Raw genomic sequence first — 21,518 nt, 5'->3', positions numbered from 1 at the left:
GGCGCCTACCCGTCGAGAGGCACGAACGGGAGCGTCGCCCGGTCGCCCGCCGCGTACGCCAGCGCGTCCGACTGGGCGACGCCGTCGGGCGTCACCGCGTCGATCACCCGCGGCGCGTCGTCGACCGCGTCGGGGTCGGCGCCGCCGAAGACGAACCCGCCGGCCGTCGGCTGCACCGCCCGCAGCGAGCCGAAGTCCTCCGAGCCGACGGCCGCGACCACCTCGAGGTCCGCGATCCGGGTGTCGCCGAAGGCGTCGCTCGGGAGGCTCAACGTCACGGTGCCGGCGTCGGTGTCGACGCTGTCGCGCACGGACACCGCCGCGCCGTCGTCGTTCGTGACCGCCGCGCCGGTCGCGTCGACGACGCTCTTCGTGAAGCCGCTCACCTCCAGCCGGTAGTGCCACGCGTCCGCGAACTCGACGCGGGCGCCGAGGTCGTCGAGGCTCGTCGTCGCGCCGCCGTCCTTGCTCGGGTCGCGCACCCAACAGACGAACAGCTGGGGCGAGAAGCCGCGCGAACTGCCGAAGGCGTTGTACAGCGTCTCCACCTCGAAGGTGAACTGCGCGACGCTGGGGGTGCGCGAGACCGCCACCGAGCGCAGGTCGAACGCGCCGTCCCTGAACGCCCCGTCCGTCGGGTACGTGTACCCGCCGGGGCCGTCGTCGTCGCCCGCGGGGTCGGCGATGTCGCGCACCGTCGCCGGCGGCTTCACCGTCACCGTCTCGCTCGCGAGCCGCTCCCCCTCGGGCGTGCGCACGACCACGTCGTACGTGCCGGGGTCGTCGAGGTCGAGCGCCAGCGTCCGCTCGTTCCCCGTCGAGTTCGGCGGGAACCGCACGTTCGCCGTGCGGACGAGGTCGCCGTCGACCAGCACCTCGACCGTGGTGCCGCCGACGTAGTCGCCGTCGTTCGACCCGGTGGCGGTGACGAACGGCTCCTGCACGAACACCTCGTCGGCGACCGAGACCGACACGTCCTGCTCGGGACGCTCGTAGCGGGGCAACTCGGCGATCTCGCGCCCCTCCGCGGGGCGGAAGCGGACCGCGGTCCCGCCGCTCCCGACCATCGACGCGAGCAGGGTGGTGCCGGGCGTGACGACCGCCTCGTCGACCCGCACGTCCGTGAGGTTCCCGTCGAACGCCGCGTCGACGCCGTCGGCGTAGATCTCGGCGACGTACTTCGGGCCGTTGGGCGCGGTGTCGCTCGCGCCGCCGTTCCCGTTGCCATTGCCGTTGCCGTTCCCGTTCCCGTTACCCCCGTTTCCGTCGCCCTCGCCGGCGTTCCCGCGGCCGCCGGCGCGGTCGTCGGCGGGGTGCAGGAAGCCGAGGTCGACGTCGAGCGCGCGCCCGCCCTCGTCGGTCATGACGCCGAGGAACCACTCGTCGTCCGACCGTCTGGCCGTCGCCATGTAGTCGCCGATCGCGGCGTCGACGACGCGCGTGTCGTCCCAGCCGGCGGCCGGGACGTCCTCGACGAAGTCGAACGCGGGGACGGTCGGCCCGCGGATCGGCGCCGTCTCCGGCTCGGGCATCTCGCCGGCCCCGTCGGTGACGGCGACGGCGTCGACGTTGACCCCGCCGGTGTCGCCCGCGGTCAGCGCGAGGCTCACCTCGTTGTCGCCGGCGTCGAGGTCGACCGCGACGGCGACGCTGTCCCACACGTCCCAGTACGTCGTCGGCTCGAACGCCACCTGCGTGTCGCCGGCGGGCGTCGACACGGTCGCCGTCCGCGGCCGGTCGGCGGGCACGGCGTTGTTCTCGGCGTCGCTCGCGTAGCGGACGTGCAGGGTGTACGTGCCGGCCGCGGGCACGTCCGTCACCGTCCACGACAGCGACGCGCCCGACTCGACGGTGTTCGGGTCGACCGGGACGTACCGCTCGCCCTGCGCGTTCGCCCACCGTGCCCGGCGGGTGAAGCCGTCCAGGTCACAGAACTCGGCCTGTTGGACCTCGCCGAGGCCCGACTCGGCCGGCTGCTCCGCGAGGTACGAACTCGGCAGGTCCGCGGCCATCTGGAGGCCGCTGAAGTACGTCGGGTACATCGCCAACTGCTTGGCGCGGGTGGTCTCGATGCCGCCGGAGCCGGAGTCCATGTCGAAGACGCCGGGGGTGAACTCGACGGGCCCGCCGAGCATCCGCGTGAACGGGAACGTGACGTGGTGCTCGGGCGTGATCTCGCCGAAGGAGTCGTACTCCTGCCCCTTCACGCCCTCGCGGGTCATGATGTTCGGGTACGTGCGCCGGCGCCCCGTCGGGTGGATCGGCTCGTGGATGTCCAGTTTCTGCTTGTTCGCGGCGGCCGACTCCGCGACGAGCGTCTGGTGGTTGACGAGCACCTGGTTGTGGTGGTTGAACCCCTCGCCCGCGAGGTTCCCGCTGTCGGCGACGTACCCCGTCTTGATCGCGTCGATGCCCAGCGACTCGTAGAAGTCGTGTGCCCCGGGCAACTGCGACTCGTAGTTGCGGAAGTCGCCGGCGGTCTCGTTGTGCATCACCATCTGCGTCGGCGGGTCGAGGCTGGCGCCGAACTCGGTCACCTCCTGCAGGTCGAAGTCGGGGTAGGAGGTGGTGAAGTCGAAGGCGCTCCCGTCGCCGGGGTAGCTCGCCCACCCTTCGTTCCACCCCTCGATGAGGACGCCCGGGATGCCGTGCTCGCTGGCGAACTCCATGTACTGCTTCGCGCGGCCGGTCTGGGCGCCGTGGTTCCCCGACTCGGTCCCGGTGAACTCCCAGTCGGCGCGCCCGGTGATCATCAGCCACCAGATGCCGACGAACGTCTCCGGTTCGATCCAGTCGACGCCCTCGGTGAACACGTCGGGGTCGTAGTCGTCGTTGAGGTTGACGATCAGGTTCGACTCGACGAGCGCCCCCGGCCGGTCGGCCACCTGGATCGTCCGCCACGGCGTGACGTGCGGCGCCGTGCCGGTCACCTTCGTCCCGTCCGGCAGCGGCGCGAGCGTCGACTCGAACGTCGTCGCCGGCGCGTCGGCGGTCGTGTCGGGCGTCAGCGCCAGCGACGCGTAGTCGGTGAGGTCCGCCTCGTGGACGCTCACGTACAGGTCGTCGCCGCCGCGCATCGTGATCGGCGTGTGGACGCCGTCGAACGCGCCGCCGCCGACCTCGTCGAGCCGCCCCGCCACCTCGCTGAGGGCGGTGCGCTCGTACTCCACCTCGAAGTTGTCGTAGTCGTTCGGGATCCACCACGACTCGTAGTCGTCGGCGAACGCGTACTCGGTGCGCTCGTTCGCCAGCGCGAACTGCCCGAAGCCGTCGCCGAGGACGACCCGGAGGCCGATCCCGTCGTCGAACGCGCGGACCGCGAGCGTCGCGTACCGCCCCGGCGCGGCGGTCTCCTCCAGCCCGATCCGCAGTTCCTCGTAGCGCTCGTCGATCTCGTCGTACCGGTCCCACACCGGCGTCCACGACTCGTCGACGGACGCCCGCGCGCTCCCCGTCACGCGCAGGCCGTCGCCGAACGACGGCTGGGTGGCGAAGTCGAACCCGAGCCCCGACTCCCCGACGACCGCCGTGCCGTCGCGCTCCAGCCGGTACGTCGCCGACCCGTCGCTCACGTCGACCGTCGCCGTCAGCGACCCGTCCGGCGAGCTCACCGTCTGGGTCGCGCTCGCGTCGCCGTCGTCGACGCGCGCGGCGGTCTCCCCGAGACCGGCCGCGAGAACGCCGCCGCCGCCAACAGTCCCCCGATCCCCCCGAGGACCGATCGTCGTCCGTACTGTCGTGAGGTGTGTTGTGATCTTTCACCCATCGTTCTGTACGGTGTCGTCGTGGCAGTTACAAAAAACTTGCCTGTACGTTCACCAAGGTTGCCCCGTGGCGACCACACCGTGCCGGAGGGTCCCGCTCGCGGCGCTCGGCGCCGATCGCACGACCGCGGGAACCGTCGCCGGGAGCCATACCGGTCGGGCGCGTCCGCGCGAGCATGTACGACCGGATCCTCGTCCCGACCGACGGGAGCGACGCCGTCGACCCGGCGGTCGACCGCGCGCTCGACCTCGCGGCGACGTACGACGCGACGCTGCACGCGCTGGCGGTCGTGGAGCCGATCTACACCGTCAACGAGGGCCTCGGATCGATCTTCGACACGCTGGAGTCGGACGCCCGGGCGGCCGTCGCGGCGGTCGCCGAGCGCGGCGAGGCGGCCGACGTCACGGTGGTCACGGCGACGCGAACCGGCGTCCCGCACGGCGAGATCCTCGACTACGCCGACGAGGAGGGGGTCGACCTGATCGTGATGGGGACCCACGGCCGCACCGGCTTGGACCGGTATCTGCTCGGGAGCGTCACCGAGAAGGTGGTCCGCCTGTCCGAGGTGCCGGTGTTGACGGTTCGCCGCGACCCGGACGGGGTCGCCGACGAGTGAGCGCCGAGGCGGCCGGCGCCGCGCCGGGCGCCGACGCCCGGGCCAGCAGTTATACCCCCGAAGCCTTGGTACCGAAAGTGACAGACAGAAGCGCCGAGGGGCTCGGCGACCGCCGGCCGCACTCGGTCCGGAGCGACCCCACAGCCGCGCCGACGGGGCGGCGCTGACCGTGTCCGGTCGGACCGTCTACTTCACCGGGCCCGGCGAGGTCGAGGTGCGCGAGACGACCCGTTCGGACCCCGGGGCGGGCGAGATCGCCGTCGAGGCGACGGTGTCGGCGATCAGCCCCGGCACGGAGCTGCTCCTCTACCGCGGGGAGATGAACCCCGAGACGGCGGCCGACGAGACGCTCCCGTCGCTCGACGGCTCGCTCACGTACCCGTTCCCGTACGGGTACGCGACCGTCGGCGAGGTGACCGCGGTCGGGCCCGGGGTGGACCCCGCGTGGTACGGCGAGACGGTGTTGGCGTTCCACCCGCACGCCAGCGACTTCGTCGTCGACGTCGACGCCGTGAGCCGCGTACCCGACGGCATCCCGCCCGAGCGGGCGGTGTTCCTCCCGAACGTCGAGACGGCGGTGACCCTGACGATGGACGGCGAGCCGGCGATCGGCGAGCGCGCCGTCGTGTTCGGTCAGGGCGTCGTCGGCCTGTTGACGACGGCGCTGCTGTCGACGTTCCCGCTCGAGCGTCTCGTCACGCTCGACTGCCACGGGAGCCGGCGCGAGGCCGCGACCGCGTTCGGCGCCGACCGCAGCGTGGCGCCCGACGACTGCGACCCCGCGGCGCTGTGCGCGCCGACCGGAACGGGGACGGGCTCCCCGAACGCGGGCGGCGACGGGGACGCGCCCGACCGCGCGGACCTGACGTACGAGCTGTCGGGCAACCCGGCCGCGCTGGACGACGCCATCGCCGCGACGGGGTACGGCGGCCGCGTCGTCGTCGGGTCGTGGTACGGCGCCAAGCCCGCCGCGCTGACGCTCGACGGTCGATTTCACCGGAGCCGGATCGAACTGCGCGCGAGTCAGGTCAGCACGCTCGCCCCCGAGCGCCGGGGGCGGTGGACGACCGAGCGCCGGCTCGCGACGGCGTGGCGGCGGCTCCGCGACGTCGACACCGAGCGCCTCGTCACCCACCGCCTCCCGGTGGCGGAGGCGCCCGAGGCGTACCGGCTGCTCGACGAGGAGCCGGAACGCGCGCTGCAGGTGCTGTTGACGTACTGAGTCGGCGTCCCCGCCGCGACTCCGCGGCGTCGCCGGCGGGTCACTCCTCGCGCTCGGGAGCCGTGTGGAACTCCACGCGAGCGCCGCCGCCGTCGGCGGTCGTGGCGCGGACGCGCCAGCCGTGCGCCTCGGCCACGTCGCGGACGATGGCCAGCCCCAGCCCGGTCGCCTCGGCGTCGGCGGTCGCGCCGTACTCGAACAGGCGGTCGGGGTCGGCGGCGTCGAAGCCGGGGCCGTCGTCGGCGACGTAGAACCCCGCCCGGTCGTCGAGCGCGCCGACGGTGATCGTCACCCCCTCGTCGGCGTGGGCGACGGCGTTGCCCAACAGGTTCTCGAAGATGGTCCGCAGGCGATCGAGGTCGGCCTCGACGGTGACGCGGTCCGGGCAGCGGAGCGCGGCGGCGGTGACCGCCTCGGCCTCGTACACCTCGCGGACGGCCGCGTCCACGGCCACCGGCTCGGTCGTCCCGGCGGCGGAGCCCTCCCGGACCATGTCGAGCAGGCTGTCGATGAGGCGGTCCATCCGCGACACCGCCCGCCGGGTCGCAGACAGGTGGGGCTCGTCGTCCGCGGCGCCGTCGACGTACTCCAGGTGGCCCGCGGCGATGGTGACGGGGTTGCGGAACTCGTGGGCGACGACGCCGGCGAAGCGGTCGAGGCGCTCGGACTTGCGTTCGAGTTGGCGCTCGCGCTCGGCGCGCTCCAGCGCCGCCTCGGTGTTCGCCGCCAGCACCTCCGCGAGCGCCACCGCCTCGTCGTCGATGGCGTCGGCCGCGAGCGTCCCCAAGGCGAGCACGCCGCGGTCGCCCAGCGGACACACGAGCATGCTGCCCTCGCCGGAGAGGTCGGCGGCCCGCTCCTCGGGGATCTCGCTCACGCGCCGGTACAGGCGGGACTCGCCGGCGTCGAGCGCCTCCCAGTGGACGCTCTCGCCGCGCCGGTACGGCGTCCGTTCGCCGGCGACGTCGACGACGGCGTCGGCGTAGGCGACGGGGACGAGCCGCGGCGGCCCGGACTCGTACAGCCGGATGCTGTTGAGGTCGAGCCCGAGGACGGCCTCGGCCGCCTCGGCGGCGACGCGGGCGACCGCCGTCGCCGACTCGGCGTTCATCATCCGCCGGGTCGCCGCGTGGAGGTGCCGGAGCGACGCCGCTCGGTCGCCGTCCCCCCCGACGGTGGGCCCGCGCAGCCGTCCCCGTGTGCCCTCCGACATGTAGTCGTTCGGCGCTGTGGAGTCGCGCGGTTTGAGAGTAACGATACCCGTCCTCGACGCGACACGTCGGCTGCGGGCCACGCGAGCGCGTGTGCGGCCGTCGCGGACCCCCCGCGGGTCGCTCCCGTCCGCCGGGTCCCCGCCGTCGAAAGCTTTGAACCCGGTCCCGCGTTACCGACGCACATCGTGGACCGACGGACGGTGGCCACCGCGGCGCTGGCCCTCCTCGCGGTGCTCGCCCTCGGCGTCGCCGCCGCCACCCTCGACTCGGCGACGACGACGACCAGCGGCGGCCTCGGGTCCGGCAGCACGTCGAACCAGGAGGGGCTCGGGAGCGACCAGCGCGGCGGCATCGGCTTCGGCGCCGACAGCGCCGGCGAGACGAACTTCGCCGTGAACGTCTGTGTCGAGTTCCTCACACTCCCGGCCGTTCAGGCGGTCCTCGTCGGCGTCGTGGGGGTGTTCCTCGCGTCGATGTACCGGACGACGGGCTCGTGGCTCATCAGCGGGCTGTTCGTGGTGTCGGCGCTGGCGCCGTTCGGGGTCCTGTACCTCGCGCTGATCTCGTGTGGGGCGACCCCGACGGAGACGGCGCTGTCGCTCGGGTCGAGCGCGGCGCCCAACGGGTCGGTGTTGTCGGCCGGCGGCGGCTCCGCCGGCGCCGACGGCGCCGACGAGGCGGTGTCGGCGCCGACGGCCATCGTCAGCCTCCTGCTGCTCGTCGCCATCGCCGGGAGCGTGCTCCTGCTGTTCGTCTCCACCGGCGACGACGAGGAGGAGCTGGCCGAGGCCGACCCGGAGCCGCCGGCGCCCGAGCGCCGGGCGGAGGTGGGCGCCCGCGCGGGCGCGGCCGCCGACCGGCTGGAGGCCGACGCCGACCTGGAGAACGAGGTGTACCGCGCGTGGCGCGAGATGACCGCCGCGCTCGCCGTCGACGCGCCCCGGTCGACGACGCCCGCGGAGTTCGCCGACGCCGCCGTCGAGGCGGGGATGGCCCGCGAGGACGTGACCGCCCTGACCGAGGCGTTCGAGGCGGTGCGGTACGGCGGCGAGCCGGCCACCCCCGAACGGGAGGCGGCCGCGGTCGCGGCGCTGCGGCGGATCGAGGAGGCGTACGGCGACGGCGCGGCCGCGCCGAGCGGGGACGCCTCGGGCGACGCCGCGGACCCGGCAGACGACGGGGGTGACGCCCGGTGAGGGCGTCGGCGGTCGTCGGCGTCGCGGCGGTGGCGTTCGGGCTGGTGGTCGTCGCCCAGCGCGGGCTCGCGGGCCTGTTCGACCTGACGTACGTGTTCGTCACCGGCGCGGGCGTGCTCGCGCTCGTGCAGGGGCTCCGCTACGCGAACGAGGCGCGGTCGGTCGACCGCCGCGCCGTCGAGACCGGCGACCCCGAGGAGCGCTACGCCGTGCCGGTCCCGGGCGACGACATCGACGCGCTGGTGTCGACGCGGGGGTTCGGCCGGGCGACGATCAAGCGCCGGCGGGAGTTCCGGGGCCGCCTGCACACGGTCGCCGTCGAGACGCTCCGCGCCCGCGGCGACTACGCCGAGGCGTCCGTCGAGGCGGCCGTCGACGAGGGGACGTGGACCGACGACCCCGTCGCGGCGTGGTTCGTCGGCGCGGACGTCCCCTCCCCCGGCCGCCCGCCTGCGGCGACTGCTCGGCTCCGACGTGGAGTTCCGCTTCGGCGTCGCCCGGACCGTCGACGCGCTCGTGGCCGCCCGCACCGGGGACGACCCGGCCGAGCCGGCGGTCGTCGAGTCGCGCTCGCTCCGCCTCGCCGACCGCGCGCGCCGGGTCGGCCGCCGTCGGCTCGGCGCCGCCCGCGACGCGCTCCGGGAGGTGCGCCGGTGAGCGACCGCGGGGGCCGTGAGGGCCCGCGGGCGACGAACGGGCGCAACCTCGTCGCCGCCGACCGGATCCGCGCGAAGGGCGTGCTCCCGACCGGGCGCTGGACCGGGATGGCGGCGCTCGCGCTGGTGCCCGTCGGGCTGGGCGTGCTGTTGCGCCACCCGCCGCTGGTGCTCGTGGGCGCGCTGGGCGTCGCGTTCGCCGCCTTCGCCCGCGGCGACACCGCGCCCGAGATCGACGTGGCGCTGGAGCGCGAGCTGTCGGACCCGACGCCGGACCCGGGCGACACGGTGACCGTGACCCTGCGCGTCCGCAACGAGGGCGACGGCGTCCTCCCCGACCTGCGGGTCGTCGACGGGGTGCCGGCGGCGCTGGCCGCGGAGGGGCCGGCCCGGCTCGGCACCGCCCTCCGGCCGGGGCGCACCGCGACCCTCCGGTACGAGGTGACGGCCGTGCGGGGCGCCCACGAGTGGGACCCCGTCCACGTGCTCGCGCGCAACCCCAGCGGCTCCCGCGAGCGCGACGCCCGTCTCGAGGCCACGGGCACGACGACGCTGCGGTGTACGCCGGAACTGGAGGCGTCGTCGTCGCTCCCGCTGCGCGGGCTCACGACCGTCTACTCGGGCCGGGTGCCGACCGACGTCGGCGGCTCGGGGCTGGAGTTCCACTCGACGCGGGAGTACCGCCACGGCGACCCCGCGAAGCGGGTGAACTGGGCGCGCTACGCCCGGACGGGCGAGCTCTCGACGCTGGAGTTCCGCGAGGAGCGCGCGGCGACGGTCGTCGTCTGCATCGACGCCCGCGAGGAGGCGTACCTCGCCCCCGACGCGGAGTCGGCCAACGCCGTCGAGCGGAGCGTCGAGGCGGCCTCGCAGGCGGTGCCGGCGCTGCTCGACAGCGGCGACCGCGTCGGCGTCGCCGCGTTCGGCCCGGGCGACTGCTGGCTCGACCCCGGCGTCGGCGACGACCACGCGGTCCGCGCCCGCGAACTGTTGGCGACCCACCCCGCGCTGGCGCCCACACCCGCCGGCGAGCGCTTCCTCCCGACGACGTGGGTGCGGCGCTTCCGGCGGTGGCTCCCCGCGGACGCGCAGGTGCTGTTCTGCACCCCGCTGCCGGACGACTACGCCGTCACGGTCGCGCGCCGGCTGGACGCGTACGGCCACGCGGTGACGGTGGTGTCCCCGGACCCGACCGCCGACGACACCCCGGGCCACCGGCTCTCGCGGGTCGAGCGGGCCAACCGCGTCTCCCGGCTCCGGTCGGCCGGGATCCGGGTGCTCGACTGGGGCGACGAGCCGCTGGCGACGGAACTGGAGCGCGCCTCCGCGCGGTGGTCGCGGTGACGGTCACCCGCGCGCCGCCGCGGCTGGGCGCCGCGCTCGCGTCGCTCGCGGCGGCGGTCGCCGCGGCCGCGGTCGGTGTCGTCTCCCCTCGGGCGGGGGTCGCGGCCGTCGGCCTGCTGCTCGTCGCCGTCGGCACGCTCGTCGGCTCGCGGCGCGCGCTCGGGGCGGGGAGCGTCGCGCTCGTCGGGGCGCTCCTCCTCGCGGGCGGCGTCGACGGCGCCGGCCCGGGGCCGCTGTTGCTGTGTGGGCTCGGCGCCGTGTTGTCGTGGGATCTGGGCGAACACGCCATCGGGCTCGGCGAACAGTTGGGCCGCGAGACGGACGTGCGCCGGAACCTCGCGACCCACACGGCCGCCTCGGGCGCCGTCGGCGCCGTCGGTGCCGCCGTCGCCTTCGGCGTGTACACGAGCGCCGCCGGCGGCCAGCCGGTCGTCGCGCTCGTGTTCCTGTTGATCGGGGCGACCGCGCTGGTCAGCGCGGTGCGGTAGCGCGGGCGCCGTCGGGCGGCGCGTCGCTCACTCGGCCGGCTCGGCCTCGACGTCCTGTACGGTGGGGACCTCGACGCGGTCGAGCACCGCGCCCAGCACGTCGGCCTTCGCCACGTCGTCCACCTTCGCGTCCGGCGTGAGCACGAGGCGGTGGGCGAGCACGGGCGCGGCGACGCGCTTCACGTCGTCCGGGGTGACGAACTCCCGGCCCGCCAGCGTCGCCGCCGAGCGGGTCGCCTCGAACAGCCGCTGGGTGCCGCGCGGGGAGACGCCGACCTCGACCCGGCGGTCCTGGCGCGTCGCGCGGGTGATCCGCGCCATGTAGTCCAGCAGGTCGTCGTGGACCCGCACCGACTCGGGCGCCTCGCGGGCGCCAACCACCCGCGACTCGTCGAGCACGGTCTCGACGGTGGGGTCCTGTTCGACCCGGCCGGCCCGCCGCCGGAGCAGCTCCACCTCGCCGTCCAGATCCGGGTACCCCATCGAGGTCTTCACCGAGAACCGGTCGAGCTGCGCCTCCGGCAGCGGGAAGTTGCCGGCCTGTTCGACGGGGTTCTGCGTCGCGATGAGGAAGAACGGGTCGGGGAGTTCGTACGTCGTGCCGTCCACCGTCACCTGCTCTTCCTCCATCGCCTCCAGCAGCGCCGCCTGCGTCTTCGGCGGCGCGCGGTTGATCTCGTCGGCGAGGACGACGTTCGCGAAGATCGGGCCCTGCGAGAACTCGAACTCGCCGGTGCCCTCGTCGTACACGGTCGTGCCGGTCACGTCGGAGGGGAGGAGGTCGGGGGTGAACTGCACGCGCGAGAACGACAGGCCCAGCGCCGTCGCCATCGAGCGGGCGGTGAGCGTCTTGCCGGTGCCGGGCACGTCCTCGATGAGCACGTGGCCCCGGGAGAGCAGGCCGAGGAGGATGTCCTCGAAGAAGGCGTCTTCGGCGACGATCGCGGCGCGGAGGGTGTCGAGCACGTCCGCACAGGCCGCGCTCGCGTCGGGAACGTCCATAGCGAAGGCCACACCCGACGCGGAATAAGTCTCCGGGTTCCCACACGGGATGGGTTCGCACACGGTCGCTCGAACCGAAACGGTTTACAGGCTCACCGCCGGACGTAGAGGTGAGCCGAGGTAGCCTAGCCTGGCCAAGGCGGCAGATTCGAAATCTGCTGTCCATTCGGACTCGGGAGTTCAAATCTCTCCCTCGGCGCTTTTCGGACGAACCAACCCGCGAGAGCCCTCCGTGTGGTGACCGTCCGCCCGACGCGACGAACCCGACGAGTCAGCTATCCACGGCCACGACCACTTCGACGACCGCTCGCCCCACCGTGTACGCCACGGCCGCGAGCGCGGTCGCCACCAACACGCCGCCGACCCCCGTGTACACGAACCCGACGAGCGAGAGGCGCTGGTCGCCGCCCCCGAGCGTGAACGGGAGGTTCCACGCGAACCCGAGCGCCGGCCCGAGCGCGCCGATCCAGCTGTCGATAAACCTCCAGCCGCGATACGAAAACACGCTAGCGGCCGCGACGATCACGCCCGCGCCCGTCCACACGACGGCGGACTGGACGGCCGTCGGGAGGCCGACGGCGAACACCCGGTGAGCGGTCAGCCCGCCGAACACGAAGAGGAACGCCACGAGAGACGAGAATCCGGCGGATCGCGTCTCTGGCCGGAACACGTCGGCCACTCGCCGGCGTCAGAAAAGTGTCTTGTGTCCGGGTCCGCCGGACGCTCGGCCGCCTACGCCGACGCGGCCGCCTCGATCAGCTCCTCGTAGTCGGGTTCGTTCGTCGGGTCGTCGGCGACCCAGTCGTACACGACCTGCCCGTCCGAGTCGATCACGAACGCCGCGCGGTTGGCGACGTCGTACAGCCCGAGGTCGGAGATGTCCATCGTGAGGCCGTACGCGTCGATGGCGTCGCCGGCCATGTCGCTGACGAGGTCGAACTCGAGACCGTACTCGTCGGCGAACGCCCCCAGCGAGAACGTCGAGTCGGCGCTCACGCCGAACAGCGTCGCTCCGGCGTCGGCGAAGCGGTCGTGGTGCTCCTGCAACGCGACCATCTCGTTGGAGCACGGCGGCGTGAACGCCCCCGGGAAGAAGGCGAGCACGACCGGGCCGGCGCCGAGGTGCTCGGCGAGGTCGAACGGCTCGTGGTCGCTGCCTCTGTACGTCGCGGTGAACGTCGGCGCGTCGTCGCCCGTGGCTACCATGACGGCCGGACGTTACAGCGGTTCGATAGTAAGGCCTCCCCGGTTGTGCACGCCGTGGGAACCCGACCGCGAAACCGTTATGCCGGGCGGGGCGGCCGCGGTCGGCGGCGGGCGGTCACTCCCCGCCGTCGGTGTACGCGCCGAGCGTCCCCGGCTCGCCGCCGCCGGTGCCGCGGAGCCGGCGACGGCGCTTGTCGTACGCGCCGTCCAGGTTCAGCAGTTGGCGCTGTCGCGAGACGAGGTACGCGTCGGCGTCGCTGCGGTCGGCGGGGTGGGCGGCGTGGATCCAGACGGGGCGGTCGGCGCCCGTCGACAGCCCCTCCGCCCACGCCTCCGCCGCCGAGCGGTCGCCGAACTCGCGGCGCACCCCCTCGTGGAGCACGGCGTGGCCGACCGCGGCGTTGGCCTTGCGCGCGGACGGCTTCACCTCGACGACGTAGCTCACGAGGGGTCGTACGGCCGCATCCGATAAATACTCCCGGAGATCCGGCGCCGCCGAACCGGGGTCGCCGCCTCGGTCGGCTACAACAGGTGCGAGAAGTTCCACAGCCCGATCAGCCCGAACCACGCCGCACAGCCGAGGTACACCGTCGCGCGCAGCCCCGGCGCGTACCACTCCGGCGTCTCCCCGCCGACGAGGCGGTCGATGAGGACGCCCGACTCGGCGAGCAGGCCCACGACGACCACGGTGATCGCGGTGAGCAGCGCCATCCCGCCGACCGGGCCGAGCCACGCCATCAGCGCCCGCGACAGCGGCACCGACTCCCGGACGGAGTCGGACAGGCGGAGCACGACGACCGTGGAGACGGCGTCGAGTCCCTTCCCGGCGAGGAGCGCGCCCGCGAGGGTGGCCCGGCGCATGGGTCGTGCGTACGGATCGACACGACATAACGCTACCCGCCGCGGCGACCGACGAGGGTCGGGTCGGGCGGGCGGCGGCTACTCGACCAGTTCCACGCTGTCGCCCGGTTCGACGCCGTCGGCCGCGCCCGCGGGCAACTCGACCACGGTGTCGGCGGTGCCCCAGCCGAGGCCAACCCACGGTCGGAGACGTTTCACCTTCGTCACCTCGCCCTCGACGAGCCACACCGCGTCGATGGCGAACGGCACGAACAGCATGTGGAGGCTGCGCGAGTCCGCCGTCTCGAAGCGGAACACGAGCGCGTAGTCGTCCGGCACCGATCGCCGGAACATCAGGCCCCGGGTCCGGGAGAGCAGCGAGTCCGCCACGTCGACGTCGTCGGCGAGCACGTGTTCGCGGGGGGCCGTCGGATCGCCCGCCTCGGGGTCGATGGCCGCCGAGCGGTGGATCAGTCGCACGCGGGGTCGTGGACCGGGCAGGGGCATGAACGTACCCCTTCGGCCGGCCGTCGTGGAGCGCGGGGCGCTCGCGCCGGCACCGCGGCCTACTCGGTCTCCAGTCCGACGCGCGCCGTCAACGCGAGCAGCGCCACGAACAGGAGCAGCAGCGCCACGACCGCCCTGGCGGGCGTGACCGACACCGGCGGCCCGAGGTACGCCACGGCCGACAGCGCGAGCACCGCGAGGAGGCCGACGGCGACGAGGCCGACGACGCGGGCGTACTCCACGGCCGCGGTGTCGGCCCCGCGGCCCGGCTGCGCGCCGAGGCCGGCCGCCCGCTCGCCGGCGCCCCACGCGACGAGCGCCAGCGCGACGCCCGCGAACACGGCCGGCGGCGCCGCGTCGCCGACGCCGGCGGCGACCGCGCCCCCGAGGGTCGCGGCGGCCGCGAGCGCGAAGCCGGCGCCGCGGTCGGGGAGCACCCCTCGAACGCCGGGTCGCCGGTGAGCGTCGCGGCGACGCGCATCAGCGAGAACAGCCCGACGGGCGCGGCGACGACCAACAGCCACGAACTGTACGCGAGGGACGCGCCGACGCCCGGGACGACCGGGCCGGGCACCCCGGCGGCCGCGACGGCCGCGGACACGACGAGCACGGCGACCCCGAGGGCCGCCGGCGCGACGGCGCCCAGCGCGGCCCCGGGGTCCTCGCCCGCGAGGTCGACGACGACGCGCTGTGTCCGCCCGGCGGCGACGACCGCCGCCAGCCCGAGCGCGACGAGCAGCCCCGCCCCCGCGAGGAGGCCGCCGTCGAGCAGGAGCCGGACGGCGTCGCCCACGACGGGGACGCGGTACAGCGTGCCCCCGAGCGGGTCGCCGAGGCCGGGGACGACGACCACCTGCACCAGGAGCGCGACCCAGTACCACCGCGGCACGTCGCGGACCCGGAGCGCGGCGGCCTCGGCCACCGGCGGGGCTCGGTACCGGTCCGGGCCGAGCAGCCGCCGGAGCGCCCGGATCGCCGGGGCCAACAGCAGCGCGGCCGCGAGCCCGACGACCTGGAGCGCGAGCAGCGCCACCAACGCCGACCCCCGAGCAGCCGTGGGAGCGTCTCGACGACCCCGTCGACCACCGGGCCGCCGAGCGACACCGCGGGGGCGATCACGACGAGCGCGGCGACGGGCGCGGCGGCCGCGACCGCCAGCGGCGTCGTGAGCGCCGCCGCCGCCCGCTCGAGTCCGAGGGCGCCCTCGGCCGCCACGAGCGCGAGGCCGACGGCGGTACACGACACGACGGCGAACCCGACGGCGCCGCCGCCGGCGACGGCGGCGACGGCGGGAGCCGCCGCCAGCGCGTAGGCGGCGACGCCGACACCCAGCCCGCCGCCGGCCGCGGCGACGCCGCCCCGCGGGACGCGCGCGACCGACCGCCACAGCAGTCCGCCGCCGGCCGCGGCCGCGAGGACGCCCGCGACGACCGGGAGGCCCAGCGAGGCGCCAGCGAGCAGGCCGGCGAGCGTCACCGCCGCGAAGGCGACGCCGCTGCCCGTCGACGACGGTGCGGTCGACGGCGTGGAGACGAGGTCGGTCATCGCCACCGCGCCCCCGCGCGTTCGACCGCGCCCGCGAGCGGTTCGTCTGGCGACCAGTCGGCCACCCGGGCGCCGAACCCGCGCAGCTCGCGCGCCCGCCGCCGCCGGTCCAGCGCCGCGACCCGGCCGCCGTGGGTGTCGCCCGCCGGGTCCGGCGAGACGACCGTCACCGGGTGGCCGTTCGCGATCCACCCCTCGGCCGCCTCGACCGGGCGGTCGTCCGCCAGCGGCGTACAGCAGACGATCTGCGCGGTCGGCGGCAGGTGTTCGCTCAGCGTTTCCGGCTGCCACAGCCCGCGCAGGCGGAGGTCGAGGTCGTCGGGGGCGTGCGACGGCTCCGCGAGGAGCCGTTCGACGCTCCGGGCGGCGACGTCGCGGTCGCGGCTCGGCGGGAGGTACCCCCTTCGGCGCCCCACACCGCGACGCCGACGGCGTCGTTGCGCGAGAGCAGTTCCCCGCCAACTCGACGGCGGCGTCGCGGCTCAGGCGGCCGGTGTCGGACTCGCCGGGCGCGCGCACCCGGCGGCTGTCCTCGCGGACGTCGACCACGAGCACGACCGTCGCGGCGCGCTCCTCGCGGTACTGGACCGTCGACAGCTCGCCGGTCCGGGCGAAGCGGCGCCAGTCGACGCGCTTGACCGGGTCGCCGTGTCGGTACGCCCGCACGGAGTGGAACGCCACGCCCTCGCCGGCGTCGTCCGTCTCGACGCGCCCGACGGCCGACTCCGTCTGCTCGCGCAGCGCCGGCGCGTCGCCGCCCGAGCGCACGTCGAGGCCGTCGTCGCCGCCGGCGGTCGCGCGCACCTCGCCGGCGCCGGTGAGGGTTCTGGCGACGGCGACGGCCTCGCCGAACGCGTGGCTGCCGCGTCGCGCGCGGAGGTCGTACTCGGCGACGAGCGACTCCCCCGGGGCGAGCGTCCCGCCGGCCCGCGGCGACCCGTCGACGACGGCGACGCCCGCCGGCGTGTCGTCGACGACGCGCACGTCCGGGAGGTGCGCGCCGCCGACGTTGGACGCCTCGACGGTGACGGTCACGTCCTCGCCCGGCCGCGGCGCGGGTCGCTCACCTCGCGCTCCACGACGAGCGCGTCCGGCGACGGCTCGCCCGCGACGGCGCCGAACGCCACGTACGCGAGCCCGACGCCCGAGGCGAGGAACACCACCGGGTCGCCGAACACGACGCCCCCGAAGGCACACGCGAGCGCCGCCAACAGCCCCGGCAGCCAGCGCGCCCGGGTGCGGACGCTCACCGCGCCACCTCCCCGGACACTTCGCTAGCGGGCTTCGGGTACACCCGTTCCCGTTCGGTCGGCGCCTCCCCGTCCGGGTCGTCCGCGTCGCCCTCGCGCTCGGCCCGGATCGACCGGCGCGGCCGGTCGGCGGCGCGCTCGGCCCCGGCCCGGGTCCGTCGGCCGAGTCGCTCCAGTTCCCGGACCGTCGCCCGGACGCTCCGGGCCGTCCGCTCGCCGGCGAGCCAGTCGCGCAGCCGCGTGACCGGCGGCACCGACGGGGTCGGCCCGTCCGAGAGGTACGCCGCCGCGCGGACGTCGTCGGTCCACTCGCCGGCGTCGACCCGACGGCGGGCCGTCCGCTCGGAGACGCCCTCGGCGTCGGCCAGTTCCCTCGCGACCGCCGCCGCGAGCCGCCGCTGGGCCCGCGACCGGGCGACGGTCGGCGGCGGCCCGTGTTCGGCCGCCAGCCGGTCGTCGTCGCGGGCGGCGAGCGTGATCGCCGCCCCGAGCGGCCGTTCGTCGCCGAGTTCGATCGCCTCGGGCTCGTCGGCGACGAGCGGGGCGTCCCACGTCCGCCGGGGGTCGCCGTCGACGCGCGACCCGTGGCGCGCCGGCGGCACGATCACGTCGCGGACGAGCCACCCGGCCACGCAGACGGCCGCGACGCCGAACAGCCACAGCACCGGCTGGACGCCCACGCCGCCGAACAGGTGGTCGACCGGGAGCCCCGCCAACACGGCGACGGCGCCGAGCCCGGCCACGGCGGCGACGGTCGCGAGCGCGTCGCGCGCCCCGGGCGTCGGCGTCCGCATCAGTCGTCACCCCCGCGGCCGTCGGCGCCGTCGCTCCCGTCGTCGCGGTCGAGCGCACGGCGGACCCGTTCGTAGGCGTCGAGCGCCCGGTCGCGCCGCCCGTCGGTCGCCGGACGGCCGCCGTAGCGGACGCCCCGGAACGCCTCCGTCAGCGCGTCGACGGCGTCGCGCGGGTACCCCCGGTCGGCCGCCCGCCGCGCGAGGTCGCCCGGGGTCCACGACTCCTTCCCGCGGCCGGGCACGGACGCGCGGAAGCGGCGCCACGCCTCGCGGACGGTCGTCGGGGGTCGGGGTCGGACGCCCCGCTCGGCGGCGTCGACTCGGGGCCGCCGCCGGTCTTCGAGCGGCCGCTCGGCCGTCGGCCCGAACTCCCGGGCGGCGACCCGACGCCGGAGAACAGCCCCGACAGCGACAGCGAGGGGAGCGAGAGGCTCGCGAGCGCCGTCGGCATGGCCGCGAGCGCACGGCCGACGCCGCCCAGCGCCGTCCCCGCGCCGCCGGCGAGACCGCCGCCGACCGCGCCCAGCGCCGACCCGAGGGTGCTCGTCGCCGTCGCGAGGGTCGACCCCGTGCCGACCAACACCGCCATCGTGGCCTGCGGCACCGCGCGGACGGCGAGGCGGACCCGCGGGAGCCGGCCGTCGGGGAGGCGCCCTGTTCGGCGGCCGTCCGTCCGGCGACGACGAGGACGCCGCCGACGCCGGCGACGATGCCGGCGGCGACGAGCACGACCAGTCCCTCGACGAACCCGAACGCGATCCCGCCGCCGCCGGGGTTCGTCGACCCGGCGGGCCGGGGGTCGGCGTCGCCGTCGGCGTGGGCGTCGCCGTCGGCGTCGCGGTGGCGGTGTCGCCGCCGTCCCGCGACGCGGGGGTCGAGCTGTCGGTCGGTGTGGACGCCGATGCTGGCGGTGTGCCGCCGCCACCGCCACCGCCGCCGCCGGGCGCGACGAGTCCGCCGGACCGGTCCGCCGCCGGGTACGAGCCGAGGCCGGCGGCCGGGAACAGCGACGTCGAGAGGACCACGACGCCGACGGCGAGGAGGGCGAGGGCGACACGAGCGGGGTCGTATCCCATTCGTACGTCTGCGTCTCGTTCCCGGAAGTATATGTTTCCTCGGGGAGCAGTCCGGGACGAACATGGTCGACCGCTCGCTCGCCCTCCACACCGCCGCGACCGGGGTCGCCACCCTGGCGTTCACCGCCGCGTTCGCCCTCGGCGCGGCGGCGCTGCTCGCGCCGTGGCTCTCCGTTTCGCCGTTCCTGCTGGCGATCCCGATCGTGGCGCTCGCCCTCGCGGCGCAGGTTCGCTACGTCCGCACCGACCTCCTCGCCGGCACCGGCGCCCGCGTCGTCGACCGGGAGTCGTACCCCGAACTCCACGGCCGCCTCGAACGCCTTGCGCGGGGCTCGACGCCGCGACGCCGCGGCTGGCCGTCGTCGACGGCGAGACGCCGAACAGCTGCTCGGTCGCCGGCGCGGGCCGCGGGACGGTCGTCGTCTCGACGGGCCTGCTCGACGCCTGCGACGACGCCGAACTCGACGCCGTCCTCGCCCACGAGCTCGCGCACCTGCGCAACCGCGACGCCGCGGTGCTCACCGCCGCCGCGTTCCTCCCGTCGCTGGTCAACGGCGACTACTCGCTGTGGCGCGACCTCGGCCTCGACGACGCGCCGGCCGCGCGCCTGCTCGTCGGGGTCGTCGGCGGCGCCGTCGTCTACGCGCTCGCGGCGCCGTCGCTCCCCGGCGCGCCGCTGTCGCCGGCGTCGCTCGGGTCGTTCCTCGCGGCCGCCGTCGCGGTGGTGCTCCTCGGCGGCGTCGCCCTCGGCGTCCTCGCGACGCCGGTGGTGTTCCTCGCGCGCTCGCTGTCGCGCACGCGGGAGTTCGCGGCCGACCGCGCGGCCGCCCGCCTCACCGGCTCGCCGGCGACGCTCGCGAGCCTCCTCGAACGGCTCGGCGACGCCGAGACCGCGCCCGAGCGCGACGCCCGCGCGACCGCCGGCCCGGCCCGCCGCCGCGGCGACCCCACGGGACTCCACGGGCTCTGCTTCCTCCCGGGCGGCTTCGGCGACGACGGGGCGACCGCCGACGACGCCGGGGACGACGGGTTCGCCGTCCGCGTCGAGACGCGCTCGCACCCCGCCGCCGCCGACCGCGTCGCCCGCCTGCGCGACCTCGCCGCCTCGATGGAGCGCGGCGACGCCTGAGCGGATCGCCGGACTGCGCCGCGGATCGGAGACTCCGTCGGCGCACCGACGACGTTAATATCGTGCGACACGTTAGCACGGATATGCGCCCGGACCCGTACGACACCGGCACGGTGCGCGTCTTCGAGTGCCGGGACTGCTCGGCGCGCACGGAGGCGGAGCACAGCCCGGGCTCGTGCCCGAACTGCGGCGGCGACCTGCAGGACATCAGCGTCCCGCGGGAGTGAGCCTTTTTCAGCGAGCGGGACCCCACGACCGACATGGAGCGAACGCCCGACGGTACCCCCGTCGGCGTCGACGACCCGTACGAGTACGCCGGCCGGTGTGACCACCTGACCGACGACGGCCGGTGCCGCTTCGCGCTCGACCGCGCGGGCGACGACCCCGGGTTCGCGGCCGCGCGCCGCCGCGACGACTACGCGTGCGCCGTCGCCGACGAGGACGTCGACTGGGCCGACTGCCCCCACTACCGCTCGACGAGCGCCGCCAAGGAGTGCGTCCGCTGCGGCCTGACGGAGGTCCGCGTCGCCCACGACGAGCGCCGGCCGCTCATCGAGGAGCACCACCTGTCGTACGGCGACGGCGGGGGCCGGTCGGCGCCCGGGTCCGCGACGGGGCGCGAACCGACGGACGGCGGCGCCGATCGGAGCCTCACGCACGAGATCACGGTCGGCCTCTGTCGGTGGTGTCACACGAAGGTCCACAAGTCGTTCGCGCGCATCGACGACGACGCGAGCCCCGACCCGGAGGCGGTCGCCGAGCGCGAGGGGCGCCGCACCGACGAACTCGGGGAACTGGGCTTCTCCACCGCGAACGACCGGTACGGCGACGACGCCGGCGACTGAGCCGCGGGCCGGCGGCGGCGGCCCCGCTCGGTTCCGGCCGCGGCAGCCGATGTGGGCACGTCCGTGCATCCCCGGCGGCGAAGCGGGTCGCTTTTCACCACGTCCGCGCAACCCACGGTATGAGCGAGCCGCGCATCGTGGTCATCGACAACCACGGACAGTTCACGCACTTGGAGGGTCGCGCGCTCCGCGACGTGGGCGTCGACACCGAGATCCTCGACAACGACACCGACCCCGCCGACATCGACGCCGACGGCATCGTCCTCTCGGGCGGGCCGAGCATGGAGCGGGTCGGCCGCTGTGCGGAGTACCTCGACCTCGACGTGCCGGTCCTCGGCATCTGTCTGGGGCTGCAGTTCATCGCCACGGAGCTGGGCGGTCGCGTCGAGTCGGGCGACTACGGCGGGTACGCCGACGTCGACGTCCGGATCACCGACGACGAGGACCCCCTCGTGGGCTCGCTCGCCCCGGAGACGCGCACGTGGGCGAGCCACGCCGACGAGGTCGTCGAGGTGCCCGAAGGGTTCCACGTCACCGCCGACAGCGACGTCTGCGGCGTCGAGGCGATGAGCGACCCCGAGCGCGACCTCTACGGCGTCCAGTGGCACCCCGAGGTGAGCCACACCGAACGCGGCGAGGAGGTCTTCGAGAACTTCGTCGCGATCTGCGAGTAGCCCGACGCGCGTTCTCCGATCCGAGTCCGCGTCCGGCGGTTTTGCGAGCGCCGTATCCAGAGTCACGACCCGGATACGTGACTGCCGACCGGACACTCCCGGGTCGACCGCGGACCCGACCGCGTCGCGCGACGAGGTCGCCCCCTTTT

Annotated in this window: 23 protein-coding genes, 1 tRNA gene and 2 pseudogenes; 11 read left to right on the top strand and 15 right to left on the bottom strand. The window is 75.4% G+C overall.

Annotation, left to right across the window (positions count from 1 at the left end; translation table 11 throughout):
• Positions 1-5 precede the first annotated feature (5 nt).
• Positions 6-3,611: a glycoside hydrolase family 97 N-terminal domain-containing protein gene (locus tag P0R35_RS09930; RefSeq protein ID WP_321170420.1), complete on the bottom strand. Its 3,606-nt coding sequence runs from the start codon at positions 3,609-3,611 to the stop codon at positions 6-8.
• 329 nt (positions 3,612-3,940) lie between these two features.
• Here P0R35_RS09930 and P0R35_RS09925 point away from each other — a divergent pair, with 329 nt between their 5' ends.
• Both P0R35_RS09925 and P0R35_RS09920 read left to right on the top strand, forming a co-directional pair.
• Positions 3,941-4,381, top strand: a complete 441-nt coding sequence (locus P0R35_RS09925) for a universal stress protein (protein WP_284012330.1) — start codon at positions 3,941-3,943, stop codon at positions 4,379-4,381.
• A 169-nt stretch (positions 4,382-4,550) separates the two neighbouring features.
• Positions 4,551-5,603, top strand: coding sequence for a zinc-dependent alcohol dehydrogenase (locus P0R35_RS09920; RefSeq protein ID WP_284012329.1), 1,053 nt, complete (start codon positions 4,551-4,553; stop codon positions 5,601-5,603).
• A 40-nt stretch (positions 5,604-5,643) separates the two neighbouring features.
• Here P0R35_RS09920 and P0R35_RS09915 read toward each other — a convergent pair whose 3' ends face one another.
• Positions 5,644-6,816 carry a sensor histidine kinase gene (locus tag P0R35_RS09915; protein ID WP_284012328.1) on the bottom strand — a complete coding sequence of 391 codons (1,173 nt, stop codon included), beginning with the start codon at positions 6,814-6,816 and terminating at the stop codon, positions 5,644-5,646.
• Positions 6,817-7,002: 186 nt separating this feature from the next.
• On the opposite strand from P0R35_RS09915, the gene P0R35_RS09910 reads away from it, so the two are divergent.
• The 4 genes and pseudogenes from P0R35_RS09910 (at position 7,003) to P0R35_RS09900 (ending at position 10,501) form a co-directional block, all read left to right on the top strand.
• A complete protein-coding gene (locus P0R35_RS09910) occupies positions 7,003-8,013 on the top strand; it encodes a DUF4129 domain-containing protein (protein ID WP_284012327.1) in 1,011 nt (336 codons plus the stop codon).
• Positions 8,010-8,471, top strand: a pseudogene (locus P0R35_RS16675) (DUF7269 family protein); the annotation flags it as partial. The gene P0R35_RS09910 and the pseudogene P0R35_RS16675, both read left to right, overlap by 4 nt.
• Before the next feature lie 306 nt (positions 8,472-8,777).
• On the top strand, positions 8,778-10,013 hold the full coding sequence (locus P0R35_RS09905) for a DUF58 domain-containing protein (protein ID WP_284014598.1): 1,236 nt from the start codon (positions 8,778-8,780) through the stop codon (positions 10,011-10,013).
• Positions 10,010-10,501 (top strand): DUF7519 family protein, encoded by a 492-nt coding sequence (locus tag P0R35_RS09900; RefSeq protein ID WP_284012326.1) that lies wholly within the window; start codon positions 10,010-10,012, stop codon positions 10,499-10,501. The genes P0R35_RS09905 and P0R35_RS09900 overlap by 4 nt, the downstream gene beginning before the upstream one ends.
• A gap of 27 nt (positions 10,502-10,528) precedes the next feature.
• On the opposite strand, the gene P0R35_RS09895 is transcribed toward P0R35_RS09900, so the two are convergent.
• Positions 10,529-11,503 (bottom strand): AAA family ATPase, encoded by a 975-nt coding sequence (locus tag P0R35_RS09895; protein ID WP_284012325.1) that lies wholly within the window; start codon positions 11,501-11,503, stop codon positions 10,529-10,531.
• A gap of 114 nt (positions 11,504-11,617) precedes the next feature.
• Here P0R35_RS09895 and P0R35_RS09890 point away from each other — a divergent pair.
• A tRNA-Ser gene (locus tag P0R35_RS09890) sits at positions 11,618-11,702 on the top strand.
• Positions 11,703-11,774: 72 nt separating this feature from the next.
• On the opposite strand, the gene P0R35_RS09885 is transcribed toward P0R35_RS09890, so the two are convergent.
• The 12 genes and pseudogenes from P0R35_RS09885 to P0R35_RS09835 form a co-directional block, all read right to left on the bottom strand.
• Positions 11,775-12,131: a hypothetical protein gene (locus P0R35_RS09885; protein WP_284012324.1), complete on the bottom strand. Its 357-nt coding sequence runs from the start codon at positions 12,129-12,131 to the stop codon at positions 11,775-11,777.
• A 104-nt stretch (positions 12,132-12,235) separates the two neighbouring features.
• A complete protein-coding gene (locus P0R35_RS09880; RefSeq protein WP_284012323.1) occupies positions 12,236-12,709 on the bottom strand; it encodes a redoxin domain-containing protein in 474 nt (157 codons plus the stop codon).
• Between the two features lie 115 nt (positions 12,710-12,824).
• On the bottom strand, positions 12,825-13,154 hold the full coding sequence (locus tag P0R35_RS09875; RefSeq protein WP_284012322.1) for a DUF8081 domain-containing protein: 330 nt from the start codon (positions 13,152-13,154) through the stop codon (positions 12,825-12,827).
• A gap of 77 nt (positions 13,155-13,231) precedes the next feature.
• The gene (locus P0R35_RS09870) at positions 13,232-13,570 is read right to left on the bottom strand and encodes a hypothetical protein (protein WP_284012321.1); all 339 of its coding nucleotides are present in this window, start codon (positions 13,568-13,570) and stop codon (positions 13,232-13,234) included.
• Positions 13,571-13,648: 78 nt separating this feature from the next.
• Entirely contained in the window at positions 13,649-14,029 is a 381-nt protein-coding gene (locus P0R35_RS09865) for a DUF192 domain-containing protein (protein WP_284012320.1), read from the bottom strand.
• An 86-nt stretch (positions 14,030-14,115) separates the two neighbouring features.
• Positions 14,116-14,493: a DUF7519 family protein gene (locus P0R35_RS16670; RefSeq protein ID WP_432765002.1), complete on the bottom strand. Its 378-nt coding sequence runs from the start codon at positions 14,491-14,493 to the stop codon at positions 14,116-14,118.
• 1,104 nt (positions 14,494-15,597) lie between these two features.
• The gene (locus tag P0R35_RS09855) at positions 15,598-16,017 is read right to left on the bottom strand and encodes a hypothetical protein (protein ID WP_284012318.1); all 420 of its coding nucleotides are present in this window, start codon (positions 16,015-16,017) and stop codon (positions 15,598-15,600) included.
• Between the two features lie 175 nt (positions 16,018-16,192).
• Positions 16,193-16,636, bottom strand: a pseudogene (locus P0R35_RS16665) (DUF58 domain-containing protein); the annotation flags it as partial.
• Complete coding sequence (locus tag P0R35_RS09850; RefSeq protein WP_284012317.1) at positions 16,633-16,851, bottom strand: hypothetical protein; 219 nt, start codon at positions 16,849-16,851, stop codon at positions 16,633-16,635. The pseudogene P0R35_RS16665 and the gene P0R35_RS09850, both read right to left, overlap by 4 nt.
• The gene (locus P0R35_RS09845; protein ID WP_284012316.1) at positions 16,848-17,645 is read right to left on the bottom strand and encodes a DUF7269 family protein; all 798 of its coding nucleotides are present in this window, start codon (positions 17,643-17,645) and stop codon (positions 16,848-16,850) included. Before P0R35_RS09845 ends, P0R35_RS09850 begins: the two co-directional genes overlap by 4 nt.
• A complete protein-coding gene (locus P0R35_RS09840) occupies positions 17,645-17,887 on the bottom strand; it encodes a DUF4129 domain-containing protein (protein WP_284012315.1) in 243 nt (80 codons plus the stop codon). Before P0R35_RS09840 ends, P0R35_RS09845 begins: the two co-directional genes overlap by 1 nt.
• A 1,066-nt stretch (positions 17,888-18,953) precedes the next feature.
• A complete protein-coding gene (locus tag P0R35_RS09835) occupies positions 18,954-19,214 on the bottom strand; it encodes a hypothetical protein (RefSeq protein ID WP_284014698.1) in 261 nt (86 codons plus the stop codon).
• Here P0R35_RS09835 and P0R35_RS09830 point away from each other — a divergent pair.
• The 4 genes from P0R35_RS09830 (at position 19,155) to P0R35_RS09815 (ending at position 21,369) form a co-directional block, all read left to right on the top strand.
• Positions 19,155-19,850: a M48 family metallopeptidase gene (locus P0R35_RS09830; RefSeq protein WP_284014597.1), complete on the top strand. Its 696-nt coding sequence runs from the start codon at positions 19,155-19,157 to the stop codon at positions 19,848-19,850. The genes P0R35_RS09835 and P0R35_RS09830 overlap by 60 nt on opposite strands.
• An 83-nt stretch (positions 19,851-19,933) precedes the next feature.
• Entirely contained in the window at positions 19,934-20,077 is a 144-nt protein-coding gene (locus tag P0R35_RS09825; RefSeq protein WP_284012314.1) for a rubrerythrin-like domain-containing protein, read from the top strand.
• A 33-nt stretch (positions 20,078-20,110) separates the two neighbouring features.
• Positions 20,111-20,695 (top strand): DUF7097 family protein, encoded by a 585-nt coding sequence (locus P0R35_RS09820; RefSeq protein WP_284012313.1) that lies wholly within the window; start codon positions 20,111-20,113, stop codon positions 20,693-20,695.
• Between the two features lie 119 nt (positions 20,696-20,814).
• Complete coding sequence (locus P0R35_RS09815) at positions 20,815-21,369, top strand: GMP synthase subunit A (protein WP_284012312.1); 555 nt, start codon at positions 20,815-20,817, stop codon at positions 21,367-21,369.
• Positions 21,370-21,518: the final 149 nt, after the last annotated feature.

It is taken from the genome of Halobaculum litoreum, from assembly GCF_030127125.1.
GTDB lineage: Archaea > Halobacteriota > Halobacteria > Halobacteriales > Haloferacaceae > Halobaculum > Halobaculum litoreum.
Note: the sequence above shows the minus strand (reverse complement) of the source record. Positions and strands in the feature narration are given on the sequence as shown.

What these genes read in the sequence shown, in the direction of transcription:
- P0R35_RS09925 (WP_284012330.1), top strand. Translation starts at nt 3,941, where the DNA reads ATGTACGACCGGATCCTCGTCCCGACCGACGGGAGCGACGCCGTCGAC.
- P0R35_RS09915 (WP_284012328.1), bottom strand. Translation starts at nt 6,816, where the DNA reads ATGTCGGAGGGCACACGGGGACGGCTGCGCGGGCCCACCGTCGGGGGG.
- P0R35_RS09905 (WP_284014598.1), top strand. Translation starts at nt 8,778, where the DNA reads ATGGCGGCGCTCGCGCTGGTGCCCGTCGGGCTGGGCGTGCTGTTGCGC.
- P0R35_RS09895 (WP_284012325.1), bottom strand. Translation starts at nt 11,503, where the DNA reads ATGGACGTTCCCGACGCGAGCGCGGCCTGTGCGGACGTGCTCGACACC.
- P0R35_RS09880 (WP_284012323.1), bottom strand. Translation starts at nt 12,709, where the DNA reads ATGGTAGCCACGGGCGACGACGCGCCGACGTTCACCGCGACGTACAGA.
- P0R35_RS09870 (WP_284012321.1), bottom strand. Translation starts at nt 13,570, where the DNA reads ATGCGCCGGGCCACCCTCGCGGGCGCGCTCCTCGCCGGGAAGGGACTC.
- P0R35_RS09845 (WP_284012316.1), bottom strand. Translation starts at nt 17,645, where the DNA reads ATGCGGACGCCGACGCCCGGGGCGCGCGACGCGCTCGCGACCGTCGCC.
- P0R35_RS09825 (WP_284012314.1), top strand. Translation starts at nt 19,934, where the DNA reads ATGCGCCCGGACCCGTACGACACCGGCACGGTGCGCGTCTTCGAGTGC.
- P0R35_RS09820 (WP_284012313.1), top strand. Translation starts at nt 20,111, where the DNA reads ATGGAGCGAACGCCCGACGGTACCCCCGTCGGCGTCGACGACCCGTAC.
- P0R35_RS09815 (WP_284012312.1), top strand. Translation starts at nt 20,815, where the DNA reads ATGAGCGAGCCGCGCATCGTGGTCATCGACAACCACGGACAGTTCACG.